The organism is Alkalibacterium sp., assembly GCF_046484155.1.
In the GTDB taxonomy this organism is placed as follows: Bacteria; Bacillota; Bacilli; order Lactobacillales; family Carnobacteriaceae_A; genus Alkalibacterium.
Genome location: NZ_JAWOBT010000012.1, coordinates 21,796 through 43,480 on the forward strand (window position 1 = coordinate 21,796; position 21,685 = coordinate 43,480).

Sequence of the window (21,685 nt, forward strand, 5' to 3'; positions counted from 1 at the left end):
TTTCTTTTGTTGCTTCTAACCTGTATAATCTAAAAGAGACAGTAAAGTAATCTAGCACAAAAAAGGAGAATACCATGAGTAACAGCAAGGAAAATTTTAAAGCACCAGTAGAAAAAAACGAAACCTATCAGGGAGAAATCATCGATCTGACACATGAAGGACTCGGTGTAGCCAAGATAGAGCACTACCCACTATTTATTGAAGGAGCCCTTGTCGGTGAAACAATTGAGTTTAAAGTAATCAAAATCGGGAAGTCTTTCGGTATTGGGAAACTGACGAAAATTATTAATCAGAGTCCAGACCGCGTGGAAATCACAGATAAAGCCTATGCTCAAACAGGTACTATGCCATTACAGCATTTATCATATAAAGCACAACTGAAGTTCAAAAAGAATCAGATTGAGACTGTTCTTGAAAAGATTGGGAAATTACCAAACGCTAAAGTCGAAAACGTCATTGGCATGGAAAATCCTTTCGGTTACCGTAACAAAGCTCAGATCCCTGTCCGCAAGAACAAAGAAAAACTCGAGACTGGCGTATTCAGAAAGAAAAGCCACGACCTGATCCCGATGGAAGACTTCAAGATCCAGGATCCAGAGATCGATAAAGCCGTCGTTGCAGTGCGTGACATCATGCGTAAATATAGCATCAAACCTTATAATGAAAAAGAAAATACCGGAAACTTGCGTCATATCCTTGTGCGTCGTGGATACCACACTGGAGAAATGATGATTGTCCTGGTTACCCGAACGCCTAAATTGTTCCCACTGAGCAAGATTGTTCCGGATATCCTAGAGGCACTTCCTGAAGTGGTCAGCATCATTCAAAATGTGAACCCTAAAAAGACAAACGTTATCCTCGGTCAAGAAGTCATTGTGCTTCATGGCGAAGACAAATACCGTGATAAATTGCTGGGTCATACCTTTGAAATTTCCCATCGTTCTTTCTTCCAGGTCAATACTGTACAAGCAGAAATCCTGTACAGCAAAGTATTGGAATTCGCTGAACTGACTGGGGAAGAAACAGTCATCGATGCCTATAGTGGTATTGGAACGATCACCCTGGCATTAGCTGAAAAAGCTAAAAAGGTTTACGGGATCGAACTCATCGAACCGGCTGTCGAAGATGCCCAGCGCAATGCTGAACTCAACGGCATTGAAAACGTGACGTATCAAGTCGGTGCAGCTGAAGAAGTCATGCTCGAATGGAGCAAGCAAGGCCGCAAAGCGGACTTACTAGTTGTCGATCCTCCAAGAAAAGGACTCGACGAACAGTTCATCGATGCCGTACTGGAAATGCAGCCGGAGAAAATGGTTTACGTCAGTTGTAACCCATCGACCCTGGCACGCGATCTGGCCTTATTGGTCGCAGGTGGCTATAGTGTCGAGAAAGTACAACCAGTAGACATGTTCCCACAAACAAGCCATGTGGAAAGTGTCACTCTGTTAACTAAATAATTATACTCATAAGACCCCTGAAAACGTCATCGTACGTTTTCAGGGGTCTTATAATTTGTATTAATTAGAATATATTCTGTCCAATTGTTCATTGTTATTGGTAATATTTAAGTTATGATATAATAGTATAGACTATTATAAAACAGAGGTTTAGAAACTGGAAAGCATTATATAAATAACAAAGTTTAAAAAGAGGTTAAATAATAATATGACAAGTAAAGTGTTTGACGAATTAACAACTCAAATGAACTGTGGCTGGACTGGAACTATTCCAGATTTTTAACACTTCATTATGATAGTTTAGAAGAAGAACTCATGAATTATGTTTATGGATCGACTGATTCAGAAAATATGGAGGAGGAGGATTGTAAAGTATTTTCTCAACAGAAGGCCCTGAAAGACAGTATCGAATAGTTGAGTATATATTATAAAACATATATAGTACAATGATTATACTGATAACAATGAAGACTACAGTCAGTAGAGGAACTATAATCTACCAAAATAATGGAGGTTAATTATGAAAAACTATATTATTACAACTGAAAGTGGTTCAGATCTATCTAAAGAAATAATCGATCGCTATAATATACAAGTCATTCCGATGCATGTAACAATGGGCGATCAAACGTATCCTGATGGTAGCTTTGATGTTCAGAAAGCTTTTGATTATTATGAAAAAACAGGGAATCTACCTAAAACATCTGGTACTTCTCCACAAGATAATGCCGAAGTCTTTAAGGAAGTTTTTGATAAATATCCAGATGCTAATATCATCCATATTGGATATTCTGCAGTCACAACTGTTTCTTTTAATGCAGCAAATATTGCAGCGCAGGACTTTAAAAACGTCTACCTTGTAGACTCCAAGAATGTATCTATCGGAGCAGCTGCTGTTGTTAAAGCAACAGCTCAATTCATTGAAGATAATCCTGATACAAGCCCTGAAGCAATTATTGCTTTTGTCGAAGATATAAGAGAACGCACCCATATGGTTTTTCTGCCTAAAACACTGCAATATTTAAAAGCGGGCGGCCGTGTCTCGAATCTGGCTTTTCATGGGGCAAATTTATTGAAGATTCAGCCGTCAATTATATTAGAAAATGGATACTTGGTCTCTGGGGCGAAATACCGTGGATCCTTTGATAACTGTTTGAAAAAGATGGTTAATAATTTTTTCAAAAGCTATAATATTGAACCTGATACCGTTCTAATAGTAGGTGCTCCGGGTTTTGAAGACAGTCAGAAAGAGATGATTTTCAATCTGCTGAGAGAAAACGGTGTTCAAAAAGCCAGCTGGATGAAGGCGGGTGCTGTGATTTCCAGTCATGGCGGTCCCGGAGCAATTGGCATCACAGGGATCGAAAAAACTGCTGATTAAAGTTGTGAGATTAGGGATAAAGTTAAAGAATAAGCAAGACATTCTGTGAAGAGTTGTGCTCGAGAAGTGTCCCTTTCTTCGGTTATTGACCGTGCAATCAGTTGGCTGAATAGGATGAGTGACTAAAAATTTTTACTTATATCATTTTTACTTAAGATTTTTAGTTTAGTTAGCTAATATCTTTTTATATAAAATAAAAGAACAGTAGACTCCACACTTAAAAGTAGTATTTTAAGTGTGGAGTCTTTTTATAGTGATGTTACAGACAAAAGGTTTCAAATTCTGAACTATTTAAGGTATGGCGGCTAAAGTGTCTTGAAGTAAACATAGTCTCGACTTTTAATGTTTGTCACCTTATACTGAGAATATGCCACATGAAAAGGTATACTTTCAATTACGTTTCTTATTTCACTTGAATAGTATTACTTATCTAAAATGAATGAAGATAGAACATTCAAAAAAATGATGATTGCGGATTTAATTCTTTCAGCGCGTTTACTTGGATACAATAGTTGATACTCTGTTGTATCCAGAAATATAAAAAAGTACAACGTTCTGTTTATTGGATCAAAAAATAGGAATCTGTCTCTGCTATAAAAGAACATTACTTAGAGTAACTAAAAATGAGTGATGTGTACTTAAAGGGGTTTCGTAATATGAAAATAAATAGAAAAAGTATATTCTTGATTCTTTCTATAACACTATCAGCTTTAGGGATGAGCATAATAGACGGATTTGTTCAATTGCCATATCTGTACAAATCTATTGTAAAAATTTTTCTATTCTCCGTTGTTCCTATGGGATACTTTCTTAGGTATAAAGATCAATATAGTCGTTTTAAAAAACTGTTTATTCCTAAAAAGTCAGATTTTATTTTTGCGATTTTACTGGGTGTGGGAATTTACTCTGTTATTCTACTTGCGTATTTCCTATTAAAAAACCATATTGATTTATCCTCGATTCGTGAGTCTTTAACTGCCAATATTGGTGTCAATGAACATAATTTTATATATGTTGCCATTTATATCTCTCTAATTAATTCTTTGCTGGAAGAATTTTTCTTTCGAGGTTTCGCTTTTCTGATTTTGAAGGAAAATGCTGGACGCCTCTTTGCCTATGTATTCAGTGCTTTACTGTTTGCTTTGTATCATGTAGGTATGACAAGTGGATGGTTTCACTGGAGTATATATCTGTTAGCTATGACAGGACTGTTTGCTGGGGGCTGTATCTTTAATTATTTGAATGAAAAGTCTGGAAATATCTATCCATCGTGGCTTGTACATATGTTTGCCAATTTTTCAATTAACACCGTTGGGTTTATTTTATTTGGCTTAATTTGATTTTAGGACTCTGTGCACCATCTGAATGTGTACGTATAAAAACTTTAGTGTTTGTCTTTTTTTCTGGTGTCATCTATTGAATGACATTTAATTTAGCACCTATGTGTAAAATTAATGTCGGAAGAGGGAAAAAAGGTGGTTTCAGGAATAAAGTGGTATAGTTAATGAAGAATGGTATTTTTTTTAACATAATACTCTAAAAGAAAACACGAAAGGCAGGGACAAATGACAATGAATAAGAAATTCGTCTTACTTCTTTCTCTGTTTATACTGATTACTGGTTGTGCTGAAAATAATCAGCAGGATACGGAGACTGATTCGGCTAATGACGTTAGTGAATCGGAAAACACTCCTAATGAAACAGAAATTGATGAGCCTGAGGATCAAAGGAAAGCCTTTAGCGAGCCCGAATTAATTGCAGAAAACCTCGAGATACCCTGGACGATCGAAAAAGAGGGCGATACATTCTTCTTGACGGAGAGACCTGGCTATATCACGCGAATCGAAAATGGAGAGACTGTAAGGCAGGATGTGGAGCTGGAACAGGAACTTTCTCTGGTTCCAGAAGCAGGTTTATTAGGATTCGTTCTCGATCCGGAATTTTCGCAAAACAACTTAGCCTACGCCTATTACACCTATGAAGCCAGCAATGGACCTCTGAACCGTATCGTTACTTTGCAGTTAGGTGGAGACGTCTGGCAGGAAGAGGATATACTGCTCGATGAAATCCCAAGTGGAAGGGTCCATCATGGTGGCCGACTAAAGATCGGACCTGATGACATGCTTTATGCAACGACGGGTGATGCATCTGCACCAGAATTGGCACAGGACCTGGAGTCACTGGCGGGAAAAATTTTGAGGATGAATCTTGATGGATCGATTCCAGATGACAATCCCTATTCAGATTCCTATGTATACAGTTATGGACACCGAAACCCGCAAGGAATTACCTGGTCTTCTGAAGGCGCACTGTATTCAAGTGAGCATGGCAACAATAGAAATGATGAAATCAACCGGATAGAAGCTGGTATGAATTACGGTTGGCCGATCATTGAAGGAGACGAGGAACAAGAGGGTATGCTTGCACCAATCTTCACTTCGGGAGATGAAGAGACTTGGGCTCCTTCTGGAATGGATTACTATGATGGGAAAGTATATGTGGCAGGGTTAAGAGGGACTGCTGTTTTTGAATTTGATCTTGAAACTGGTGAGCAGAGAGAAGTAGCATCTGAATTCGGGCGGATCAGGGATGTACTGATAGAAGATGATCAGCTTTATTTCATCAGTAATAACACAGATGGACGGGGTGATCCGGAAGAAAATGACGATAAACTGTATCAGCTCTCCATTCAAGATTAGATGAGGTAAAAGGGGCTTTACTAATTTTTCGGCAATAATAAAAAAATTTGCAAGTACTCCTTCTATCCTTTATTCTAAATTTACTATAATCTCAACACACGTGGAAAGTATTACTCTGTTGACAAGATAATAAGTTTTCGACCCTTGATAACGACGTATTTAAGTTGTTATCAGGGGTTTATTTAATTATTTTTTATAACGAAGCTTGAGGTCACTACTATTATAAGATTAATGAACAAATTATTGAGCTGGCCGCTGCTGCCCAAGTTCTACTGCAGAGGATGTATCGATATCCGATATTGAGGAACCTTTTAGATGAGCAGGAAAAATAAGAGATGATAGTTTGCAAAAAAATAGCGTTGCTTCGTTTTAAGTCTAGAGATTTTAACTCATGGACTGGAGGTATATAATTATTTTAATCTTTTTGCTATTTTTGATGGAGTCAGTCTTTTCATTAAAAGAAATAAGCCTACACTTGACCGCCGGGAGATTACCTTGGCAGCTTTACTGCTAATTGATATTGAAACGGGTTTCATGTACTCTGATTATATATTCCGATGCTGCCATTTAGAATAGTTTCAGCATCTTTCCTATAATTGTCATAGGAGAATAGAAGTTTAGCTTATCTGAAATTATAAAAACAGATTTTTGGCATCTCACAAAGTCTGACGGTCTCTGGTCATCAAAAAAAATCAGTATTTTCTGGATATTGAAAAACCTTTTCAGTTCTAAGATAAGTAAAGGATACTTCAGGATGAGACAGGTATGAAATAAATACATATTTAACTACGAGCATCTTAATAACTGATGAAAGCGATATGTCCATAAGAGATTTATATGATAAATCGCGAAAGCTATTCACATGGTTATAAACTGAAGGATAAATTAAAAGATAAAGAAGTGTCAGTATTATTCGGCATTTTTGTGGAGTTGAAACGGTGATCCTTGTTCCAATGTCATTACTAATGTAGCAGTGATAGTATACTATGGTGGAGACGTTGCAGCATGCTTGTATATCAAAGATTAAGAAAGTATTTATCTTGATAAATTAATAGTTTAAACAAAGGGTGTGTAGAAAGTTGGATTTTGATACGATATTAGGTACAGTAGTTATTTTCTCTACCTATAGTCTGACATGGTTTCTATTGCTAAAGTCTATAAAAATCATTAAATCTATAGACAAGAAAAAGGAAAAGATTGTAGATGAGAATCAAGAAAAGTAAAAAAAATAATGAAATAAAACTTAACTTAAAAAGGAGTAGGGTAAGTGAATAAAGAAGATATATCCCATAAATCAGAACTTTCAAGGGATTTAGGGCTATTTCCCTTGGTAATGATGGGAACAGGCATGATGATGGGAGCTGGAATATTTGTGGCTACTGGTATTGCAGTGGGAATTTCCGGACCAGGTGGAGTTCTTATAGCTTATGCATTAAATGGACTACTGGCATTTCTTTCTGCAATGAGTTATGCAGAGTTAGCTTCTGTGATTCCAAAGGCTGGAGGTGGATATATTTATGTACAAGAAGCCTTTGGGGGGATTATTGGATTTATGTCAGGATGGGTTGCTTGGTTTGGAGCTACTATAGCAGGTAGTCTTTATGCTATAACCTTTGCAGAATATCTTTCTTTATTATTGCAGAATTTTGATTATCTTGACAATATTTTAATCGAAATTAATACTTTTAAAACAGTAACAGCAATATTAATTGTATTGATTTTTACAGGTATTAATTATTCAGGATCATCAAAAACAGGTAAAGCAAGTATCTATATAACTTTAGGACAAATAGGTGTCATGGCCATGATTGTAGTTGGAGGAATTGCGGCAGTAGTTATGAATCCGGATAAGCTCTCGAATTTCTCTCAATTCCTACCAAATGGATGGGGAAAAATATTACCAACTATGGGAGTTATCTATATAGGATTTGAAGGCTTTGAAATCATTGCACAAGCTGGTGAAGAAGCAAAAAACCCTAAGAAAGATATACCTAAAGCAATATTTTATTCAATGATAATAGTCACTACGATTTACTTGCTGATAGCTTTTGCGGTCATTATTGGTGTTAGTACTGATGGAATGTCCGTGTGGAATTGGTTTGAACAGCAAGGGGTAACAGGGTTTGCTGATGCAATAAAAAATTTATTACCTTATGGTGGAATAGTTGTATCTTTTTCAGCGATTTTTGCAAGTACATCTGCTTTAAATGCAACGATCTATTCATCTTCCAGGGTATCTTATGCGATGGGTAAAGATGAAAATCTTCCAAAAATCATGGGGAAAGTTTCTAAGAAATACAAGACCCCACATATAGCGATACTATTATCATCTTTAATTATTATTACTGTTGCGACTATACTTCCTGTAAAGGATGTTGCTGCGGGCGCTGGACTTATGTTTCTCTTATTATTTCTTTTTGTCAATATCTCAGTAATCAAGATTAGGAATGAAAGAGGAGCGGAATTGGATTACGGTTATTTAATGCCTTACTTCCCCTATATACCTGTCACAGCAATCATTCTACAAATAATTCTGTCATTTTGGATATTTGATGTAAGTGCGAAAGCATTTATAGCAGGAGGCATATGGATCATATTAGGAGTTTTCTTGTATCTTCTATATACAAGAAAACAGAAGCAACAAAGTACTTGATAAAATTAAAAAAAATCACTCAATATGATGTTAGACATTTTCATTTCAAGCAAATGGATTTTGACACTATTAATCAGACCTTCGTTTCCTCTGTCGCGAACAAAAGAAGCAATATATCCAGAAAGACATTAAACTACAAAACACCCATAGAAGTCTTTTTGGAAAATGTACCAGATTGGAAACTATCTAGCATGATTTGACAATGAAAAATATTAATTATGTATTATGGCAGGTGCTACTTCATAATCTTATTTGCACGTATTATCACGTCGACACATATTGAAAGTGTCATATTATTAACTAGGTAGTGAAAAAACGACGTGGTGATAAAAATTTTACAGTAAAATACAGAGTTTTATAATAAATCGTGTTGGTGAGTTCTAACGAACTTTCTGACACGATTTGTTATAGAACCCATATGTTTGACAAATGTGAGGAATAGCTGATACAATTTTTTTATAATATATAGTATACAATTCAAATCACGTGCAAGAATATACAAAAATTTGTGATATGTTGAGGATGATACTTTATGGGTAAAAATCAAGGTTATATAAAAAGTATCAGAGGAAGCATAATTAATGTTGTATTTGAGCAGGAGTTACCTTTTATTAACAATAAACTTGTTACCGGAGAAGATGATCAAATCATCATGGAGGTTGCATCCTATATAGATGATTCAACCGTCAGTTCAATTGCTTTAACTTCTACCGGAGGGCTATCCAGAGGGGATGCAGTAACGGATACAGGGAAGCCTATAAAAGTTCCTGTAGGAGAAGAGATTTTAGGTAAAATGTTCGACGTCTTTGGAAATACGCTAAATGGCGAAGACCTAACAGGTGTAAATACAAGATCGATTCATCAAAAACCTGTTCCTTTTTCCGAAAGAAACACAACTAATGAATTGTTTATAACCGGCATTAAAGCAATAGATGTTCTTACCCCATTGGCTCGAGGTGAAAAAGCAGGTCTGTTTGGAGGAGCCGGCGTAGGGAAAACAGTCCTGATTACAGAGCTTATAAACAATACGGCAAAAAAGACAAAAGGATATAGTGTTTTTTGCGGTATTGGTGAAAGGTCCAGAGAGGCAGAAGAGCTATATAGAGAAGTCAAAGAAGCTAAAGTTTTAGAAAATGCAGTTCTTATTTTTGCGCAGATGAATGAACCTCCGGGCGCCAGATTTAGGGTGGGTCACGCAGCCCTTACTATGGCAGAATATTTTAGGGACGTGCAAAAAAAAGATGTACTTCTTCTGATCGATAATATATTTAGATTTATACAGGCAGGGTCGGAGGTTTCCGGTCTTATGGGCAAGATGCCTTCAAGAGTCGGATATCAACCTACTTTAGCAAGCGAATTGGCGGAACTGGAAGAGCGGATTTCGAGCACGAAATCCGGTGCGATTACGTCGATTCAGGCGGTATATGTTCCTGCAGATGATTTTACCGACCCAAGTGCAACGCACACGTTTTCCCATCTGTCGGCATCTATTGTGCTGTCAAGAAAAAGAGCAAGCCAAGGGCTCTACCCGGCGATTGATCCTTTAAATTCTTCCTCAAATATGTTGAATGCGACGATTGTAGGCAAAAAGCATTACAGGATTGCGCGCGAAATAAAAAAGACTCTCGCAACGTACGAAGAGCTTAAAGACATTATTGCAATGTTGGGTATAGAAGAACTCTCTGTGGAGGACCGCAACGTCGTCCACCGGGCAAGGAAATTGGAGCGGTTTTTAACGCAACCGTTCTTTACCACAGCAGAAATCACCGGAAGCAAGGGCCGATTGGTGGAGCTCGAAGATTCTCTTGAGGGGTGCGAGCGGATTTTAAATGATGAGTTCCAAAATTACGAAGAAAGTGATCTCTATATGATTGGTAATATAGAAGAAGCGGTAGAACGAAAAAAGAAAAGAGAAGAAAAAAATGAGACTTAAAATTACTCTTCCTTATAAAACAATCTTAGATACGGATGTGCAAAAAATTACAGCGCCCGGTTCCAATGGAGAGTTTCAGATTCTCCCAAAACATATAGACGCAACTTGGAGTTTAAGGCCGGGCATTTTGCACATAAATACAGAGAAGAATCCTTATTATGCGATTAGTCATGGCGTAGCGGTCAAGCAGGGAGACACCGTTTATCTGGTTACCATGCAGGCGATCGCCGGAGAATCTTTAAGCGAATTGAGCCAAACAGTAGAAGATACTTTCAAAAAAATAGATGAAAAAGAAAGAAAAGCTAGAGAAGTACTTATAAGACTGGAAACAGAGACGATTCGGAAGTTTATGGAACTTGATACGTAAAGGGGGGAATCCTTTTGGATAAGAAAAAAGGGTCAACTGAAGAAGAGCTTCTTGAAACAGTAAAAAAAGATTCTGCGAAAAAAATGAGAGCGCATGAGGAAGGAAGCGAAATCATGTTCGGGCTAAACCTCTTTGGGATTGTAGGATGGTCCGTTTCAATACCTACAGTATTGGGCATTGCCCTTGGAATCTTTTTAGATAAAAGATTTACCCAAAGCTTTTCGTGGACGCTCACGCTTTTATTCGCAGGCATCATTTTGGGTTCGTTTAACGCATGGCGCTGGATAAAGGAAAAAACGAAGATAAGTAGGAAGGATCATAATGATTAATTTTTTTATTGGTGTCATTTTGGGTATCATTTTCTTTGGTGGGCTTTATTGGACGATTCAAAAGTTAACGGAGGTGAAACAACCAGGTCTTCTTATGATAGGCAGCCTTATAGTCAGGATGGCCGTATTGCTGAGTGTTTTATTTTACGTTTCGAAAAGTGGATACAAGGGAATATTGTATGCAATGCTTGGCATGTTTTTAGTGCGTGTTATAATGATTTTTAAAATAGAGAAGACGACAGAAAAACTCAAAAATGGGGGGGACTAAATGAATATTGATCCAAGTGAAATAGTCTATTTTGAGTCGGGATTTGTAAGAATTACGGCAACGTTGGTATTTACGTGGATCGTTATGATTATTTTGGCCGCCATATCGTATATGGTCACAAGAAATATGAAGGTAGAAGGCGAAATCTCTAAAGGGCAAAATATATTGGAAGCTTTAATAGAGACGATTAACAGCCAAATCAGACAAATAAGTCAACAGGACCCGAGCAAGTATCTTCCATTTGTAGGCACGTTGTTTATATTTATACTTGTGTCAAATGTACTGTCCATCGTACCAGGATTTATATCGCCCACAGGTTCATTAAATACAAGTATTGCTTTGGCGCTGTGTGTTTTTGTGGCCGTACCCAAATATGGTATCGATGACAGAGGCATTGTCGGATATTTAAAGGAATATATAAAACCTACATTTATCATGCTGCCTTTTAACATCATAAGTGAAGTATCAAGAACGCTGTCTTTGGCCATTCGTCTTTATGGAAATGTATTGAGTTCAAGTATTATCGTGGCTATTTTATTGGGTGTAGTACCTCTTTTTTTCCCGGTCGTCATCCAGGCGCTTGGTCTTCTGACAGGTGTTATACAAGCATATATATTCGCTATTCTTGCAATTGTATACATTGCATCAGCAATTGAAAAGGAAAAAAAGGAAGGAAATTTGAAGGAGGAATAATGATGGATAATATTGGCTTTATAGGTATGGTTTCCATTATCATGGCGGGCTTAACGATTGCGGTGGGCTCTATAGCGCCGGCTATCGCGGAAGGAAACGCTGTGACACAGGCTTTGAAATCTATTGCACAGCAGCCTGACGAAGCAAACACAATCTCCAGAACTCTTTTTGTAGGACTTGCAATGATTGAATCCACTGCGATTTACTGTTTTGTCATATCGATGATTTTGTTATTTGCCAATCCGTTCTGGAATATGGTCATAGGATAATATTATGACAATAAGCTGGTTCGAAATCATTGCGCAGATCATTAATTTTTTTATCATTCTTTTTATTTTACAAAAGTTACTTTATAAGCCGGTTATGAATGTGATGGCACAAAGGCAGGAGCGAATTCAAAAGGCGCAGATAGAAGCGGATATGAAAATGAAAGAAGCGACGAGATTGATTGATAGGTATGATGGAAAAATAGAAAATATAGAAAAAGAGAAAACAGAGATTTTAGATGATGCAAGAAAACAAGCCCAAGAAAAGAAAGAGAGTCTTTTAAACGACTATAAAAAGGAAGCCGAAAGTAAACGGCATGTTTATTTAAAAGAAATTGAAGACGAGAAAGAAAATTTCAAACAGCACCTAAGGAAAAACCTAGGAGAGAGCGCTGTTAAAATAGCAGCTCGCATTTTGAAGGTAATATCTTACAAGGAACTTGAAAGTGAAGTATTTAATACGTTTATTCTTAATTTAAAAAATATAAAACAAAACATACCCGAACTGGAGGATTTAAAAAGAGAAGAACACGTGCAAGTGCATTCCTTTCAAGATTTATCGCAACACGAAAAGAAATCGATTGAAGATGTTTTAAAGGAACAACTAAAAAACGTAAAAGAGATACATTATGAAACGGATCCCGAACTGATTTTAGGCTATGAGTTATATTTAGAAACCTATACTGTTCATACGAATATCAAGAACTATTTAAATGAAATAGAAAAAGATATTATCAAGAGTCTGGACACTAATTGATGAGGAGCGCTTCCAATGTTAGAAAATCAATTCAAAGCTTTGGAGGAATCCATAGATAAAGCATTGGCCAAGGATTTCAATCAAATCAATATAGAGGAAAGCGGAACGATTGTATCGATCGACAGCGGAATTGCTAAGGTTAAAGGGCTTAGAAATGTTAAAAATGAAGAGTTGATAGCGTTCCCAAACGGAACGATGGGTTTGGCTTTCAATCTAGACCCAAACGCTATAGGTGTTATACTCCTCGGGGATTTTTATGGCATTAAAGCAGGTCAAAAAGTGAAAAGAACATATAAAGTAGCAGACATACCGGTTTCAGAAGAATTTTTAGGAAGGATTATAAGTCCTTTGGGAAAAATCTTGGATGACCAGGGATCTGTAACGCCGGAAAAATATCTTCCGATGGAAAGAGTAGCGCCGTCGATTATGAAAAGAGCCCCTGTATTTGAGCCGTTACAAACAGGTCTAAAAGTAATCGATTCCCTTTTCCCTTTAGGAAGGGGTCAAAGAGAATTGATTCTTGGTGACAGACAAACCGGCAAGACTACGATTGCAATCGATACGATCATCAATCAAAAAGACACTGACGTCGTGTGTATATACTGTGCTATCGGTCAACAGATTACATCTGTATCAAAAATTATTAATACGCTTAAATCAAAAGATGCGATGAAAAATACAATCGTTGTGGTAGCAGGCTCCGAAGATCCACCGGGCGTTGCTTATATAGCTCCATATGCGGCCATATCTTTAGCGGAATATTTTATGGAAAAAGGCAGAGATGTGCTTGTTATTTATGACGATCTAACCAAGCATGCAAGGGGCTACAGGGAGCTGTCTCTCTTACTGGAAAGACCGCCCGGACGGGAAGCTTACCCGGGAGATATATTTTATATTCATTCTAAACTTCTCGAGCGATCCACCCATTTAAAAGACGAGTTTGGGGGTGGAAGTATCACATCGCTGCCGATTATAGAGACACAGGCAGAAAATTTATCTGCATATATTCCCACAAATCTTATTTCGATTACGGACGGGCAAATCTATCTTTCGCCGAAGCTCTACCAGAAAGGTAACCTTCCGGCCGTCCAAATAGGGTTATCTGTATCCAGAATCGGTGCGAAAACCCAGCTTCCTTCATACCGGAATATAACCGGTGAGTTAAAGCTTGCCTATTCTCAATTTGAAGAATTAGAATCGTTTTCAAGTTTTGGGACGAGACTGGATGAATCGACCAAAAGAACGCTTGAACGGGGCTGGAGAATACGTCAGGTTTTAAACCAGCCGCAGCATTCACCGATCGAAGTTACAGAGCAAATAGGTGTTCTGATGGCTGTCACGACGGGGGTGTTGGACGCTGTTGCACTGGACAGAATCGATGAGGCGGAGGAACATATAAGAAAAGCTGTACGAGAAGACGATGCATTTCGCGAGCATTTATTGGGTGATGAAAAATTGAAAGATGAAGTAAAAAATACTTTTATAAAAAAAATAAAAGACATACTTAAAAGGGAGATGGATATCTGATGCAGGGATTACAAGGGATAAAGAAAAGCATAGATTCCGCAGAAAATCTCCGCACCATTGTAAGCACGATGAAAGCACATGCTTCGGCCAACATCAATCAATTCCAAAACGCAGCCAAAGCTTCTATGGAGTATCGGAGCATTTTGGATATGTCTTTGTTTATTGTTTTATCAGAAGACGAAGAAATGGAATCATCTGAGGAAATTCAAAAGGGCAATACCCTTCATATTATATTTGGATCAGACCATGGCCTTGCTGGCAGGGTCAACGAAAGGATAAGTTCTTTTGCCTTGGAACATATTTCCCAAAACACGGACGATAAAGTGATCGTCATCGGGCAGCAGATATTTCAAAGATTGAAGGATGATGTTACGATTCGCAAGACTTTTATGCAGCCACAGTCAACAGACATTATTTTCTCCATGGTGAACAAATTACTTGTTCAGATCGATGAAATTCGAGACGAAATGCCTATTGAAAAAATTGTCCTTTATTATAACAAGCCACATGATGCTTCAATATTTATCGAAGATACGGAATTACTCTTTCCAATCGATTTAGTGGAATTGTCAAAGAATAAAGTGCAATGGGAGTCAAAGGGCCTTCCTACCTATTTTGCGGAAAAGCAGGAAATCATTTCGGACCTAATAAGACAATATTTTTTCATCACACTATACCGTACCTTTTGCTTTTCTATGGCATCGGAAAATGCCAGCCGGCTAGCATCTATGCAATCTGCCGAAAAAAATATAGACAATCAATTAGAGGAACTAAACGACTTATTTAGACGAAAAAGACAAAACAACATCACAGAAGAATTAAATGATATCATATCAGGATTTAAAGCGATAAGAAAATCAATATAGCTACAAAAGCCCTTATATTCTTATTATGCAAAACAAGAGACAGGTAATATCCAGAGTTTTGGTGTCAGATAGTGCGCCAAGAATAAGGGCCTAGAATATAGTGAGTGGAAATCCCACTGAGTAAGGTTTAACAAACCACTCACAGCGACTCTTGGACATTATCGGGCAACAATAATGCAAGTTGGACGAGGTTATGATTTTACAGTTGTCAGAGTGGATAAAATAGAATTAAATGTAAGGACACAAATGTCTGAGATTTTTGCACAGGGGTTCATACAATGGCTTGAATATTTTTAAAAAAAATAAGAATATAATCACCAAGGCCTTTGTTCATATGGTTGTTATAGACCAATTATATATTGCTGACAACCGACGATTTGAAAGACATCCATTCTGTCCTCTCGAGCCATGTCGAAAGCGTTACATTATTAACTAAAAAATAAGTATATAAGCCTCTGAAAATAGCGTATATCGCTGTTTTTAGTGGTTTGTTAATTTTCAAGCAGATAAGCATTGTCAAGGAAATATCTCCCTCCCCTAAAGTTCAGTGTTATAGTGTGTTTAAAATTTAGTCACAATAATCGTTCTATTCCCTATATAATGTTAATATGAAAAGAGTAGTTAGAGTAAAAAGTTATAAAGGAGCCTAACAGTGAGATTAATTACATGGAATATTGATTCATTAAATGCAACGTTGACGAGCGATTCAGCACGAGCGGTCATGTCTAGAGAAGTAATGAATAAGATAGTAGAGCAAGATCCGGAAGTTATTGCGATTCAGGAAACCAAACTACCTCGAACCGGGCCGACAAAAAAACATGAGGGGATTATAAACGATTTATTTCCTGATTACGAATATGTATGGAGTATTTCTGAAGAACCTGCAAGAAAAAGTTATGCCGGCACGATGTTTCTTTATAAGAAAAATTTAAAGCCTCTTGTGACCTATCCGAATATTGATGCCCCGGATACAATGGATGTAGAAGGACGTATGATCACGCTGGAATTTGACGATTTTTTTGTGACGCAAGTATATACACCCAATGCCGGTTCAGGATTAGTTCGACTAGAAGAGCGTCAACAATGGGATGAAAAGTATGCAGAATACTTGGCCAGTTTGGATGCTAAGAAGCCCGTTCTTGCAACAGGGGACTTTAATGTCGCCCATAAAGAAATCGATATAGCCCATCCAGACAGAAATCATCTGTCAGCTGGTTTTACAGATGAAGAGCGTGAAGGATTTACGAAACTTTTGAATAAAGGATTTACAGATACATTCCGGTATGTAAATGGCGATGTGACAGGGCAGTATTCCTGGTGGAACCAGCGTGCCAAAACAAGCAAAGTCAATAACTCTGGCTGGAGGATCGACTACTGGCTGGTAAGTGACAGGCTGGCTGATAAAGTACAAAAATCAGACATGATTGATTCCGGAGAACGACAAGACCATACACCTTTAGTGCTTGATATAGATTTAGATCAAATGTAATACTACAAAAAAAGCTAATGATCCCCTGGAAGTAACTAATTAAGTTATTTCAGGGGATCATTTTTCGATTTATAATAAAAATGTGAAGTAACACTCAATGAAACACAAACAAAACAGAAAAAGGGTTGACTTCTCTCTCCTTTATTGGAATAATTAGACATAACAAAAGAACCTTTAACATCAGTCCCGTGAGACTGAGAAGGAACGTAATAATATAGAGTAGGTCTATCTATATCCTTTTTCTCATACACGGAGAAAGGGTATTTTTTATTTGTTGTGAATCAAGTTTGTGAATAACTGTTTAAGTAGAACAGTTTCAAAATGGTAATTATTCAGATATACATCTTTGTATATCCTGATAAATCGAATCACCAGCACCTTTAAGCAAGTCCTGTGAGGCATGCAAGGTTGTATAGGGATATGTGCGCTTAATTTTCTGCACGTCTACCTCTTTGCAGCTTTGCAAAGGGGTTTTTTATGTCTAAAAAATAATAAATGCATACTCAAAAAAGGTCATATAAGCAGCTTTATAAAATACCATTTTAATTGAAGTTACTGTAAAAATACTGGAGGCTATTGTTAATGAAACTTATAGAGACAAATATAAAGTCAATTACCGTAATTGCAAAAGATACTGTCAAACTTAATATTCACGTAGATCAAGATCTTCTTGAAACGATTAGACCCGGACAGTTTGTCTATATTCAAATCGGATCCTCAAGTGAGCATATGCTCAGACGTCCGATTTCCATTGCTGATTTAGATAAGGAAGGAAATCAGTTAACACTTATTTACAAAGAACTTGGAGAAGGAACACGAAAGCTGAGTCGGCTAAGAAAAGATGATTCACTTAATATGCTCATTCCGTGCGGTAACGGGTATAGAATCGATCAGCTGGAGATGACACACGCTCTCTTAGTGGGTGGAGGTATTGGTGTGCCACCTCTCTACTATTTAGCAAAAAAGCTGATAGAAAAAGGGGTTCATGTCACTACAGTCATTGGATTTCAGTCAAAAGAAGATGTCTTTTATGAAGAGCAGTTCCAATGTCTTGGGAAGTGTTATGTGACAACAAATGATGGTAGTTATGGGCATCAAGGCTATGTCACAGATATAATTGAACAGGAGCAGCCTAAATTCGACTATTATTTTGCCTGTGGGCCCACCCCCATGTTAAAGGCGATTGAGATAAAACTTAAAGATGATAAAGGATTTCTGTCATTGGAGGAAAGAATGGGATGTGGGATTGGCGCCTGCTATGCCTGTGTAGTTCCGACAAAAGACGAGAAAAGTAATAAGAAAATCTGTCAGGACGGACCCGTATTCCATTCAGGCGAGGTGAAAATATAATGTCTCTAGCAATCGAATTACCAGGATTAAAATTGAAAAATCCCATCATGCCGGCATCAGGATGTTTTAGCTTTGGCCGTGAATTTAGTCAGTTCTATGATCTGAGTGAACTGGGTGCCATTATGATCAAAGCTGCAACGGAGCATAAGCGGTTAGGAAATCAGACACCACGTGTAGCAGAAACAAAATCAGGTATGCTGAATGCTATCGGATTGCAGAATCCAGGTGTCCATAAAATAATTGAAAATGAACTACCCTTTCTCAAAACATTCGATCTTCCTGTTATTGCCAATATTGCCGGCAGTACGATTGAAGAATACGAAAATGTAGCCAAAGCTTTCCAACAAACTGATCTTATTGATGCGATAGAGTTGAATATCTCCTGCCCAAATGTTAAAGAGGGAGGTGTACAGTTCGGTACAATACCGGAAGTCGCCTATGAAGTCACAAGACGTGTAAAGAAACATTCTAATGTTCCCGTTTATGTGAAATTGTCACCAAACGCAGCGGATATTGTCAGCATAGCAAAAGCGGTAGAGAGTGCAGGTGCCGATGGGGTGACGATGATCAATACCCTGACTGGGATGAAAATCGATCTCGATAAACGGCGTCCACTGTTGAGTAATAAGGTAGGTGGACTTTCAGGACCGGCTATCAAGCCTGTGGCTATCCGCATGATTTATGATGTATACAAAGCTGTTAATATTCCTATCATTGGGATGGGTGGCATATTGACGCCCGAAGATGTTCTGGAGTTTTTAATGGCCGGTGCCAGTGCAGTTGCTGTGGGTACGGCGAATTTTCAGAATCCGATGATATGCAAAGAATTGATTGACCAACTGCCGGCTACTTTGAAAAAGTATGGATTTGAAAACGTAAAAGAAGCAATCGGGAGTGGACACAGCGTATAGACTTATCTGTTTTCACCAGTTAAAAGTATAAGGAAGATAAATAATTGTTAATCAGATCATTAGAAAGAGTACCTAGACATGAGTGTTAAGATTATCAAGAAAATCATATAAGTGCGAACCATGGAAAGCTTGTAAATGCAGGGAAATGACAATGTAAAATTGTTGTTTCCCTGCATTTTTTAACATACTTTTTTTCTGCCATGAAAAGGAGCTCAATGAATTGATTTTTGACAGAAGTCAGTGGATAATTAAATAAGCATAAAGTGACCACGGCCTATTCTTCATTAGTGTAGGAGGCGGAATAATGAAAAGTCGAAAATATAAAATCATTGTCAGTTTGGCTATACTTGTTGTGATTGTTGTTGGAGTCTTTGTGCTTAGTAACAATCGGCAGTCTGAGGAAAATGAGGAAGCACAGACTGAAGAGGAACGAGCTGAATCCCTGATTGATTTTGAAAGCATGACCGATGAGCGACTCACGGCCTACCATGACTTTATTCAAAGTGGAGGACCTCCACCGGACGGGATACCACCTGTTGAGGAGGCAATATACGAATCTATGGCAGAAGCGGATTCCCTCATGGAAGATCAGGATGCTGTTTTTATCGTCGAGTCCGAGGATAGGGTATTTATTTATCCCCAGCGAATTTTAGTATGGCATGAAATCGTTAACGAAGAATTTAATGGCGAGAAGGTAAGCATTACCTATTGTCCCCTTACTGGTTCAGCCATTGGATATAAAGGAAGTTTTCAAGGAATTGAAACAGATTTTGGCACCTCAGGAAAACTGATCAACAGTAATCTGGTGATGTATGATCGGGAAACCGACAGCTATTTCCCTCAAATTTTAGGTATTGCTGTGGATGGGGAGTTGAAGGGGCAGCGTTTGGAAGAATTCCCCGTTCTCTGGTCTACTTGGGGAAGGGTGAAGGAACAGTATGACGATGCTCGGGTATTATCGGAAGACACCGGTTTTATCAGGGATTATACTGATGATCCCTATGGGTCCTACGTTGAAAGCAGTGGCTATTATATTAGTAACGCGTTAATTTATCCGGTAATGTTTGAAAATGACCAATTTCAAAATAAGGAAGTTATGATAGCCGGCCGAGTAGGAGACGAACCCTTTGCGATTCCAAAGAAATCATTAGCCGAGGAAAAAATCATCCGCTTTAATCTGGGGGACCATTCCCTTGTAGCTAATTATGATGAAGCGCTAGATACCGCAAGGGTTTTTATTGAAGATGAGGAAGAAGAAATCTTTGTCAATTCCTATGATGTCATGTGGTTCGCTTGGTATGCTTTTTTCCCGGAGACGATGGTCTATGAATAAAAAACAGTGGTTTAATAAGTTTCGTAAAATTTGGGAGGATCCCAAGGCGAAGTTCGTGGGAATCCTTGTGATGGTTCTTTACTTTATCGTTTATCTCATTAGTATCGATCATCTATTTTTTCAAGAAGGGTCTTTTGAGGTGTTTGTAGTGGACAACCCACTTTCCAGAATGTACGTGTCAAGAGCTCCCTTCGTTTGGGAACCCATCGCGGCAATTACCTTTGGTGGCATTAGTATTTTTCTAGCACCGATGAATCTTTTGTTAGGGATAATCCTTGGAATACTTGTGGGATCCAACATCATGGTGGCAGTCTTTGCTTACCGCTATCGAAAAACTTGTCGGATCAACACCGGCTATGGATTGCTAGGGACTTTACCCAGTATGTTAACGGGATTTGCTTGCTGTGCCCCTACTTTTCTCATTGCACTAGCACCGGCCCTTTTGCGGTATATTTTATAAGGGGCGTTAGCGAGAAAACCTCTGGTTTCAACCGGGGAATGAATCGCGTCTCGAACGCCCGCTATTGAATTCCTTTAGTTGGTTTTGTACATATTGCATGACGACCTCTCTGGATACATCGCCAATGGTACTGGCAAAGTAACTATGAGACCATAACGAGCCTTTCCATAGTTCCTTTTTTGTATCGGGGAACTGTTTGAACCAGTCCCTCGCAGAAGCGCCCTTTAATGCCTTCATTACCGAACTGATGGACTTGTTCGGTGGGAAGGACACGACTAAATGAACGTGGTCGTCCACAACTTCACTCTCCAGTATGGTGATGTCGTTATTTTCGGCTATCGTGTACAGGAATGCCGTCATTGCCTGACGGCGTTCGGGTGTTGTGAAGATGGCTTTGCGGTATTTTGTCACCCAGACTAGATGGTAGGTCGTGCGGTAAACATTGGTGCGTGTTTTTGTATACATATGTATCCCTCCATCGGCTTTAATCAAGCGCTTCAATAGTTTTTTTAACTTCATATGTGATATAATAAGTATACCATATAAAGAGGGGGCAACGCTAGATGTTAATCGGCATTAAAGGCAAGTTAACCCTGAAACCAGACCAACAAGCGCAAGTCATGCAGAACATCGGCAATGCCCGTTTTGTGTGGAATCAATTTTTAGACATGTGGAACGAACGGTATGAAAGCAACCCCACACTGCCCACGTTGAGCGAGTACGACCTGAACATTCTCCTCCCCACACTGAAACGGGAGCATGCCTTTTTAAAGGTGTCGGATTCCACCAGCCTCCAACAGGTCTCAACAGATTTAACGGGGGCATTCAAAAAGTTTTTCACGAACAAGGGACACTTCAAGCACCCACGATTCAAAGCCAAACACCATGCCCGACAATCTTATACCGCAAAGAGCGTCAATAACGCCATTCGTTACGAGAACGGGTA

At 38.3% G+C, this 21,685-nt stretch carries 21 protein-coding genes; 20 read left to right on the plus strand and 1 reads right to left on the minus strand.

From position 1 onward, the window contains the following. Nucleotides 1–74: 74 nt before the first annotated feature. From rlmD to R6U02_RS01270, 19 genes are all read left to right on the plus strand, one after another. Nucleotides 75–1,457, plus strand: a complete 1,383-nt coding sequence (rlmD, locus tag R6U02_RS01180; protein ID WP_410261796.1) for a 23S rRNA (uracil(1939)-C(5))-methyltransferase RlmD — start codon at nucleotides 75–77, stop codon at nucleotides 1,455–1,457. A gap of 520 nt (nucleotides 1,458–1,977) precedes the next feature. Continuing rightward, on the plus strand, nucleotides 1,978–2,838 hold the full coding sequence (locus R6U02_RS01185; protein WP_410261797.1) for a DegV family protein: 861 nt from the start codon (nucleotides 1,978–1,980) through the stop codon (nucleotides 2,836–2,838). Nucleotides 2,839–3,494: 656 nt separating this feature from the next. Beyond that, complete coding sequence (locus R6U02_RS01190) at nucleotides 3,495–4,178, plus strand: CPBP family intramembrane glutamic endopeptidase (RefSeq protein ID WP_410261798.1); 684 nt, start codon at nucleotides 3,495–3,497, stop codon at nucleotides 4,176–4,178. Nucleotides 4,179–4,409: 231 nt separating this feature from the next. Next, nucleotides 4,410–5,537, plus strand: a complete 1,128-nt coding sequence (locus R6U02_RS01195) for a PQQ-dependent sugar dehydrogenase (RefSeq protein ID WP_410261799.1) — start codon at nucleotides 4,410–4,412, stop codon at nucleotides 5,535–5,537. Between the two features lie 1,267 nt (nucleotides 5,538–6,804). Then, nucleotides 6,805–8,190, plus strand: a complete 1,386-nt coding sequence (locus tag R6U02_RS01200; RefSeq protein WP_410261800.1) for an APC family permease — start codon at nucleotides 6,805–6,807, stop codon at nucleotides 8,188–8,190. A gap of 532 nt (nucleotides 8,191–8,722) precedes the next feature. Continuing rightward, complete coding sequence (gene atpD, locus R6U02_RS01205) at nucleotides 8,723–10,123, plus strand: F0F1 ATP synthase subunit beta (protein ID WP_410261801.1); 1,401 nt, start codon at nucleotides 8,723–8,725, stop codon at nucleotides 10,121–10,123. Next, nucleotides 10,113–10,490, plus strand: a complete 378-nt coding sequence (locus R6U02_RS01210; RefSeq protein WP_410261802.1) for a F0F1 ATP synthase subunit epsilon — start codon at nucleotides 10,113–10,115, stop codon at nucleotides 10,488–10,490. Before atpD ends, R6U02_RS01210 begins: the two co-directional genes overlap by 11 nt. Before the next feature lie 14 nt (nucleotides 10,491–10,504). After that, on the plus strand, nucleotides 10,505–10,819 hold the full coding sequence (locus R6U02_RS01215; RefSeq protein ID WP_410261803.1) for an AtpZ/AtpI family protein: 315 nt from the start codon (nucleotides 10,505–10,507) through the stop codon (nucleotides 10,817–10,819). Then, nucleotides 10,812–11,087, plus strand: a complete 276-nt coding sequence (locus R6U02_RS01220) for an ATP synthase subunit I (RefSeq protein ID WP_410261804.1) — start codon at nucleotides 10,812–10,814, stop codon at nucleotides 11,085–11,087. Before R6U02_RS01215 ends, R6U02_RS01220 begins: the two co-directional genes overlap by 8 nt. Then, complete coding sequence (locus R6U02_RS01225) at nucleotides 11,088–11,780, plus strand: F0F1 ATP synthase subunit A (RefSeq protein ID WP_410261805.1); 693 nt, start codon at nucleotides 11,088–11,090, stop codon at nucleotides 11,778–11,780. Beyond that, nucleotides 11,780–12,049, plus strand: coding sequence for a F0F1 ATP synthase subunit C (locus R6U02_RS01230; protein ID WP_410261806.1), 270 nt, complete (start codon nucleotides 11,780–11,782; stop codon nucleotides 12,047–12,049). Before R6U02_RS01225 ends, R6U02_RS01230 begins: the two co-directional genes overlap by 1 nt. 4 nt (nucleotides 12,050–12,053) lie before the next feature. Beyond that, nucleotides 12,054–12,803, plus strand: coding sequence for a hypothetical protein (locus R6U02_RS01235; RefSeq protein WP_410261807.1), 750 nt, complete (start codon nucleotides 12,054–12,056; stop codon nucleotides 12,801–12,803). A 15-nt stretch (nucleotides 12,804–12,818) separates the two neighbouring features. Then, on the plus strand, nucleotides 12,819–14,330 hold the full coding sequence (locus R6U02_RS01240; RefSeq protein WP_410261808.1) for a F0F1 ATP synthase subunit alpha: 1,512 nt from the start codon (nucleotides 12,819–12,821) through the stop codon (nucleotides 14,328–14,330). After that, the gene (locus tag R6U02_RS01245; RefSeq protein WP_410261809.1) at nucleotides 14,330–15,196 is read left to right on the plus strand and encodes a FoF1 ATP synthase subunit gamma; all 867 of its coding nucleotides are present in this window, start codon (nucleotides 14,330–14,332) and stop codon (nucleotides 15,194–15,196) included. The genes R6U02_RS01240 and R6U02_RS01245 overlap by 1 nt, the downstream gene beginning before the upstream one ends. Nucleotides 15,197–15,848: 652 nt before the next feature. Further along, a complete protein-coding gene (locus tag R6U02_RS01250; protein WP_410261810.1) occupies nucleotides 15,849–16,685 on the plus strand; it encodes an exodeoxyribonuclease III in 837 nt (278 codons plus the stop codon). Between the two features lie 582 nt (nucleotides 16,686–17,267). After that, nucleotides 17,268–18,035 (plus strand): dihydroorotate dehydrogenase electron transfer subunit, encoded by a 768-nt coding sequence (locus tag R6U02_RS01255; protein WP_410261811.1) that lies wholly within the window; start codon nucleotides 17,268–17,270, stop codon nucleotides 18,033–18,035. Further along, nucleotides 18,035–18,946, plus strand: a complete 912-nt coding sequence (locus R6U02_RS01260) for a dihydroorotate dehydrogenase (RefSeq protein ID WP_410261812.1) — start codon at nucleotides 18,035–18,037, stop codon at nucleotides 18,944–18,946. Before R6U02_RS01255 ends, R6U02_RS01260 begins: the two co-directional genes overlap by 1 nt. Nucleotides 18,947–19,250: 304 nt before the next feature. After that, a complete protein-coding gene (locus R6U02_RS01265; protein ID WP_410261813.1) occupies nucleotides 19,251–20,279 on the plus strand; it encodes a DUF3179 domain-containing protein in 1,029 nt (342 codons plus the stop codon). Next, a complete protein-coding gene (locus R6U02_RS01270) occupies nucleotides 20,272–20,739 on the plus strand; it encodes a hypothetical protein (protein ID WP_410261814.1) in 468 nt (155 codons plus the stop codon). Before R6U02_RS01265 ends, R6U02_RS01270 begins: the two co-directional genes overlap by 8 nt. Nucleotides 20,740–20,766: 27 nt before the next feature. On the opposite strand, the gene tnpA is transcribed toward R6U02_RS01270, so the two are convergent. Further along, nucleotides 20,767–21,204 carry an IS200/IS605 family transposase gene (gene tnpA / locus R6U02_RS01275; RefSeq protein WP_410261815.1) on the minus strand — a complete coding sequence of 146 codons (438 nt, stop codon included), beginning with the start codon at nucleotides 21,202–21,204 and terminating at the stop codon, nucleotides 20,767–20,769. Nucleotides 21,205–21,302: 98 nt separating this feature from the next. Here tnpA and R6U02_RS01280 point away from each other — a divergent pair. Continuing rightward, nucleotides 21,303–21,685 (plus strand): helix-turn-helix domain-containing protein (locus tag R6U02_RS01280; protein WP_410261816.1); only part of this gene is annotated, 383 nt, incomplete at its 3' end.

Bases quoted from the DNA above. Each gene is read 5' to 3' on its own strand.
- rlmD (WP_410261796.1), top strand. From the start codon at position 75: ATGAGTAACAGCAAGGAAAATTTTAAAGCACCAGTAGAAAAAAACGAA.
- R6U02_RS01185 (WP_410261797.1), top strand. From the start codon at position 1,978: ATGAAAAACTATATTATTACAACTGAAAGTGGTTCAGATCTATCTAAA.
- R6U02_RS01190 (WP_410261798.1), top strand. From the start codon at position 3,495: ATGAAAATAAATAGAAAAAGTATATTCTTGATTCTTTCTATAACACTA.
- R6U02_RS01195 (WP_410261799.1), top strand. From the start codon at position 4,410: ATGAATAAGAAATTCGTCTTACTTCTTTCTCTGTTTATACTGATTACT.
- atpD (WP_410261801.1), top strand. From the start codon at position 8,723: ATGGGTAAAAATCAAGGTTATATAAAAAGTATCAGAGGAAGCATAATT.
- R6U02_RS01210 (WP_410261802.1), top strand. From the start codon at position 10,113: ATGAGACTTAAAATTACTCTTCCTTATAAAACAATCTTAGATACGGAT.
- R6U02_RS01220 (WP_410261804.1), top strand. From the start codon at position 10,812: ATGATTAATTTTTTTATTGGTGTCATTTTGGGTATCATTTTCTTTGGT.
- R6U02_RS01225 (WP_410261805.1), top strand. From the start codon at position 11,088: ATGAATATTGATCCAAGTGAAATAGTCTATTTTGAGTCGGGATTTGTA.
- R6U02_RS01230 (WP_410261806.1), top strand. From the start codon at position 11,780: ATGATGGATAATATTGGCTTTATAGGTATGGTTTCCATTATCATGGCG.
- R6U02_RS01235 (WP_410261807.1), top strand. From the start codon at position 12,054: ATGACAATAAGCTGGTTCGAAATCATTGCGCAGATCATTAATTTTTTT.
- R6U02_RS01240 (WP_410261808.1), top strand. From the start codon at position 12,819: ATGTTAGAAAATCAATTCAAAGCTTTGGAGGAATCCATAGATAAAGCA.
- R6U02_RS01245 (WP_410261809.1), top strand. From the start codon at position 14,330: ATGCAGGGATTACAAGGGATAAAGAAAAGCATAGATTCCGCAGAAAAT.
- R6U02_RS01255 (WP_410261811.1), top strand. From the start codon at position 17,268: ATGAAACTTATAGAGACAAATATAAAGTCAATTACCGTAATTGCAAAA.
- R6U02_RS01260 (WP_410261812.1), top strand. From the start codon at position 18,035: ATGTCTCTAGCAATCGAATTACCAGGATTAAAATTGAAAAATCCCATC.
- R6U02_RS01265 (WP_410261813.1), top strand. From the start codon at position 19,251: ATGAAAAGTCGAAAATATAAAATCATTGTCAGTTTGGCTATACTTGTT.
- R6U02_RS01270 (WP_410261814.1), top strand. From the start codon at position 20,272: ATGAATAAAAAACAGTGGTTTAATAAGTTTCGTAAAATTTGGGAGGAT.
- tnpA (WP_410261815.1), bottom strand. From the start codon at position 21,204: ATGTATACAAAAACACGCACCAATGTTTACCGCACGACCTACCATCTA.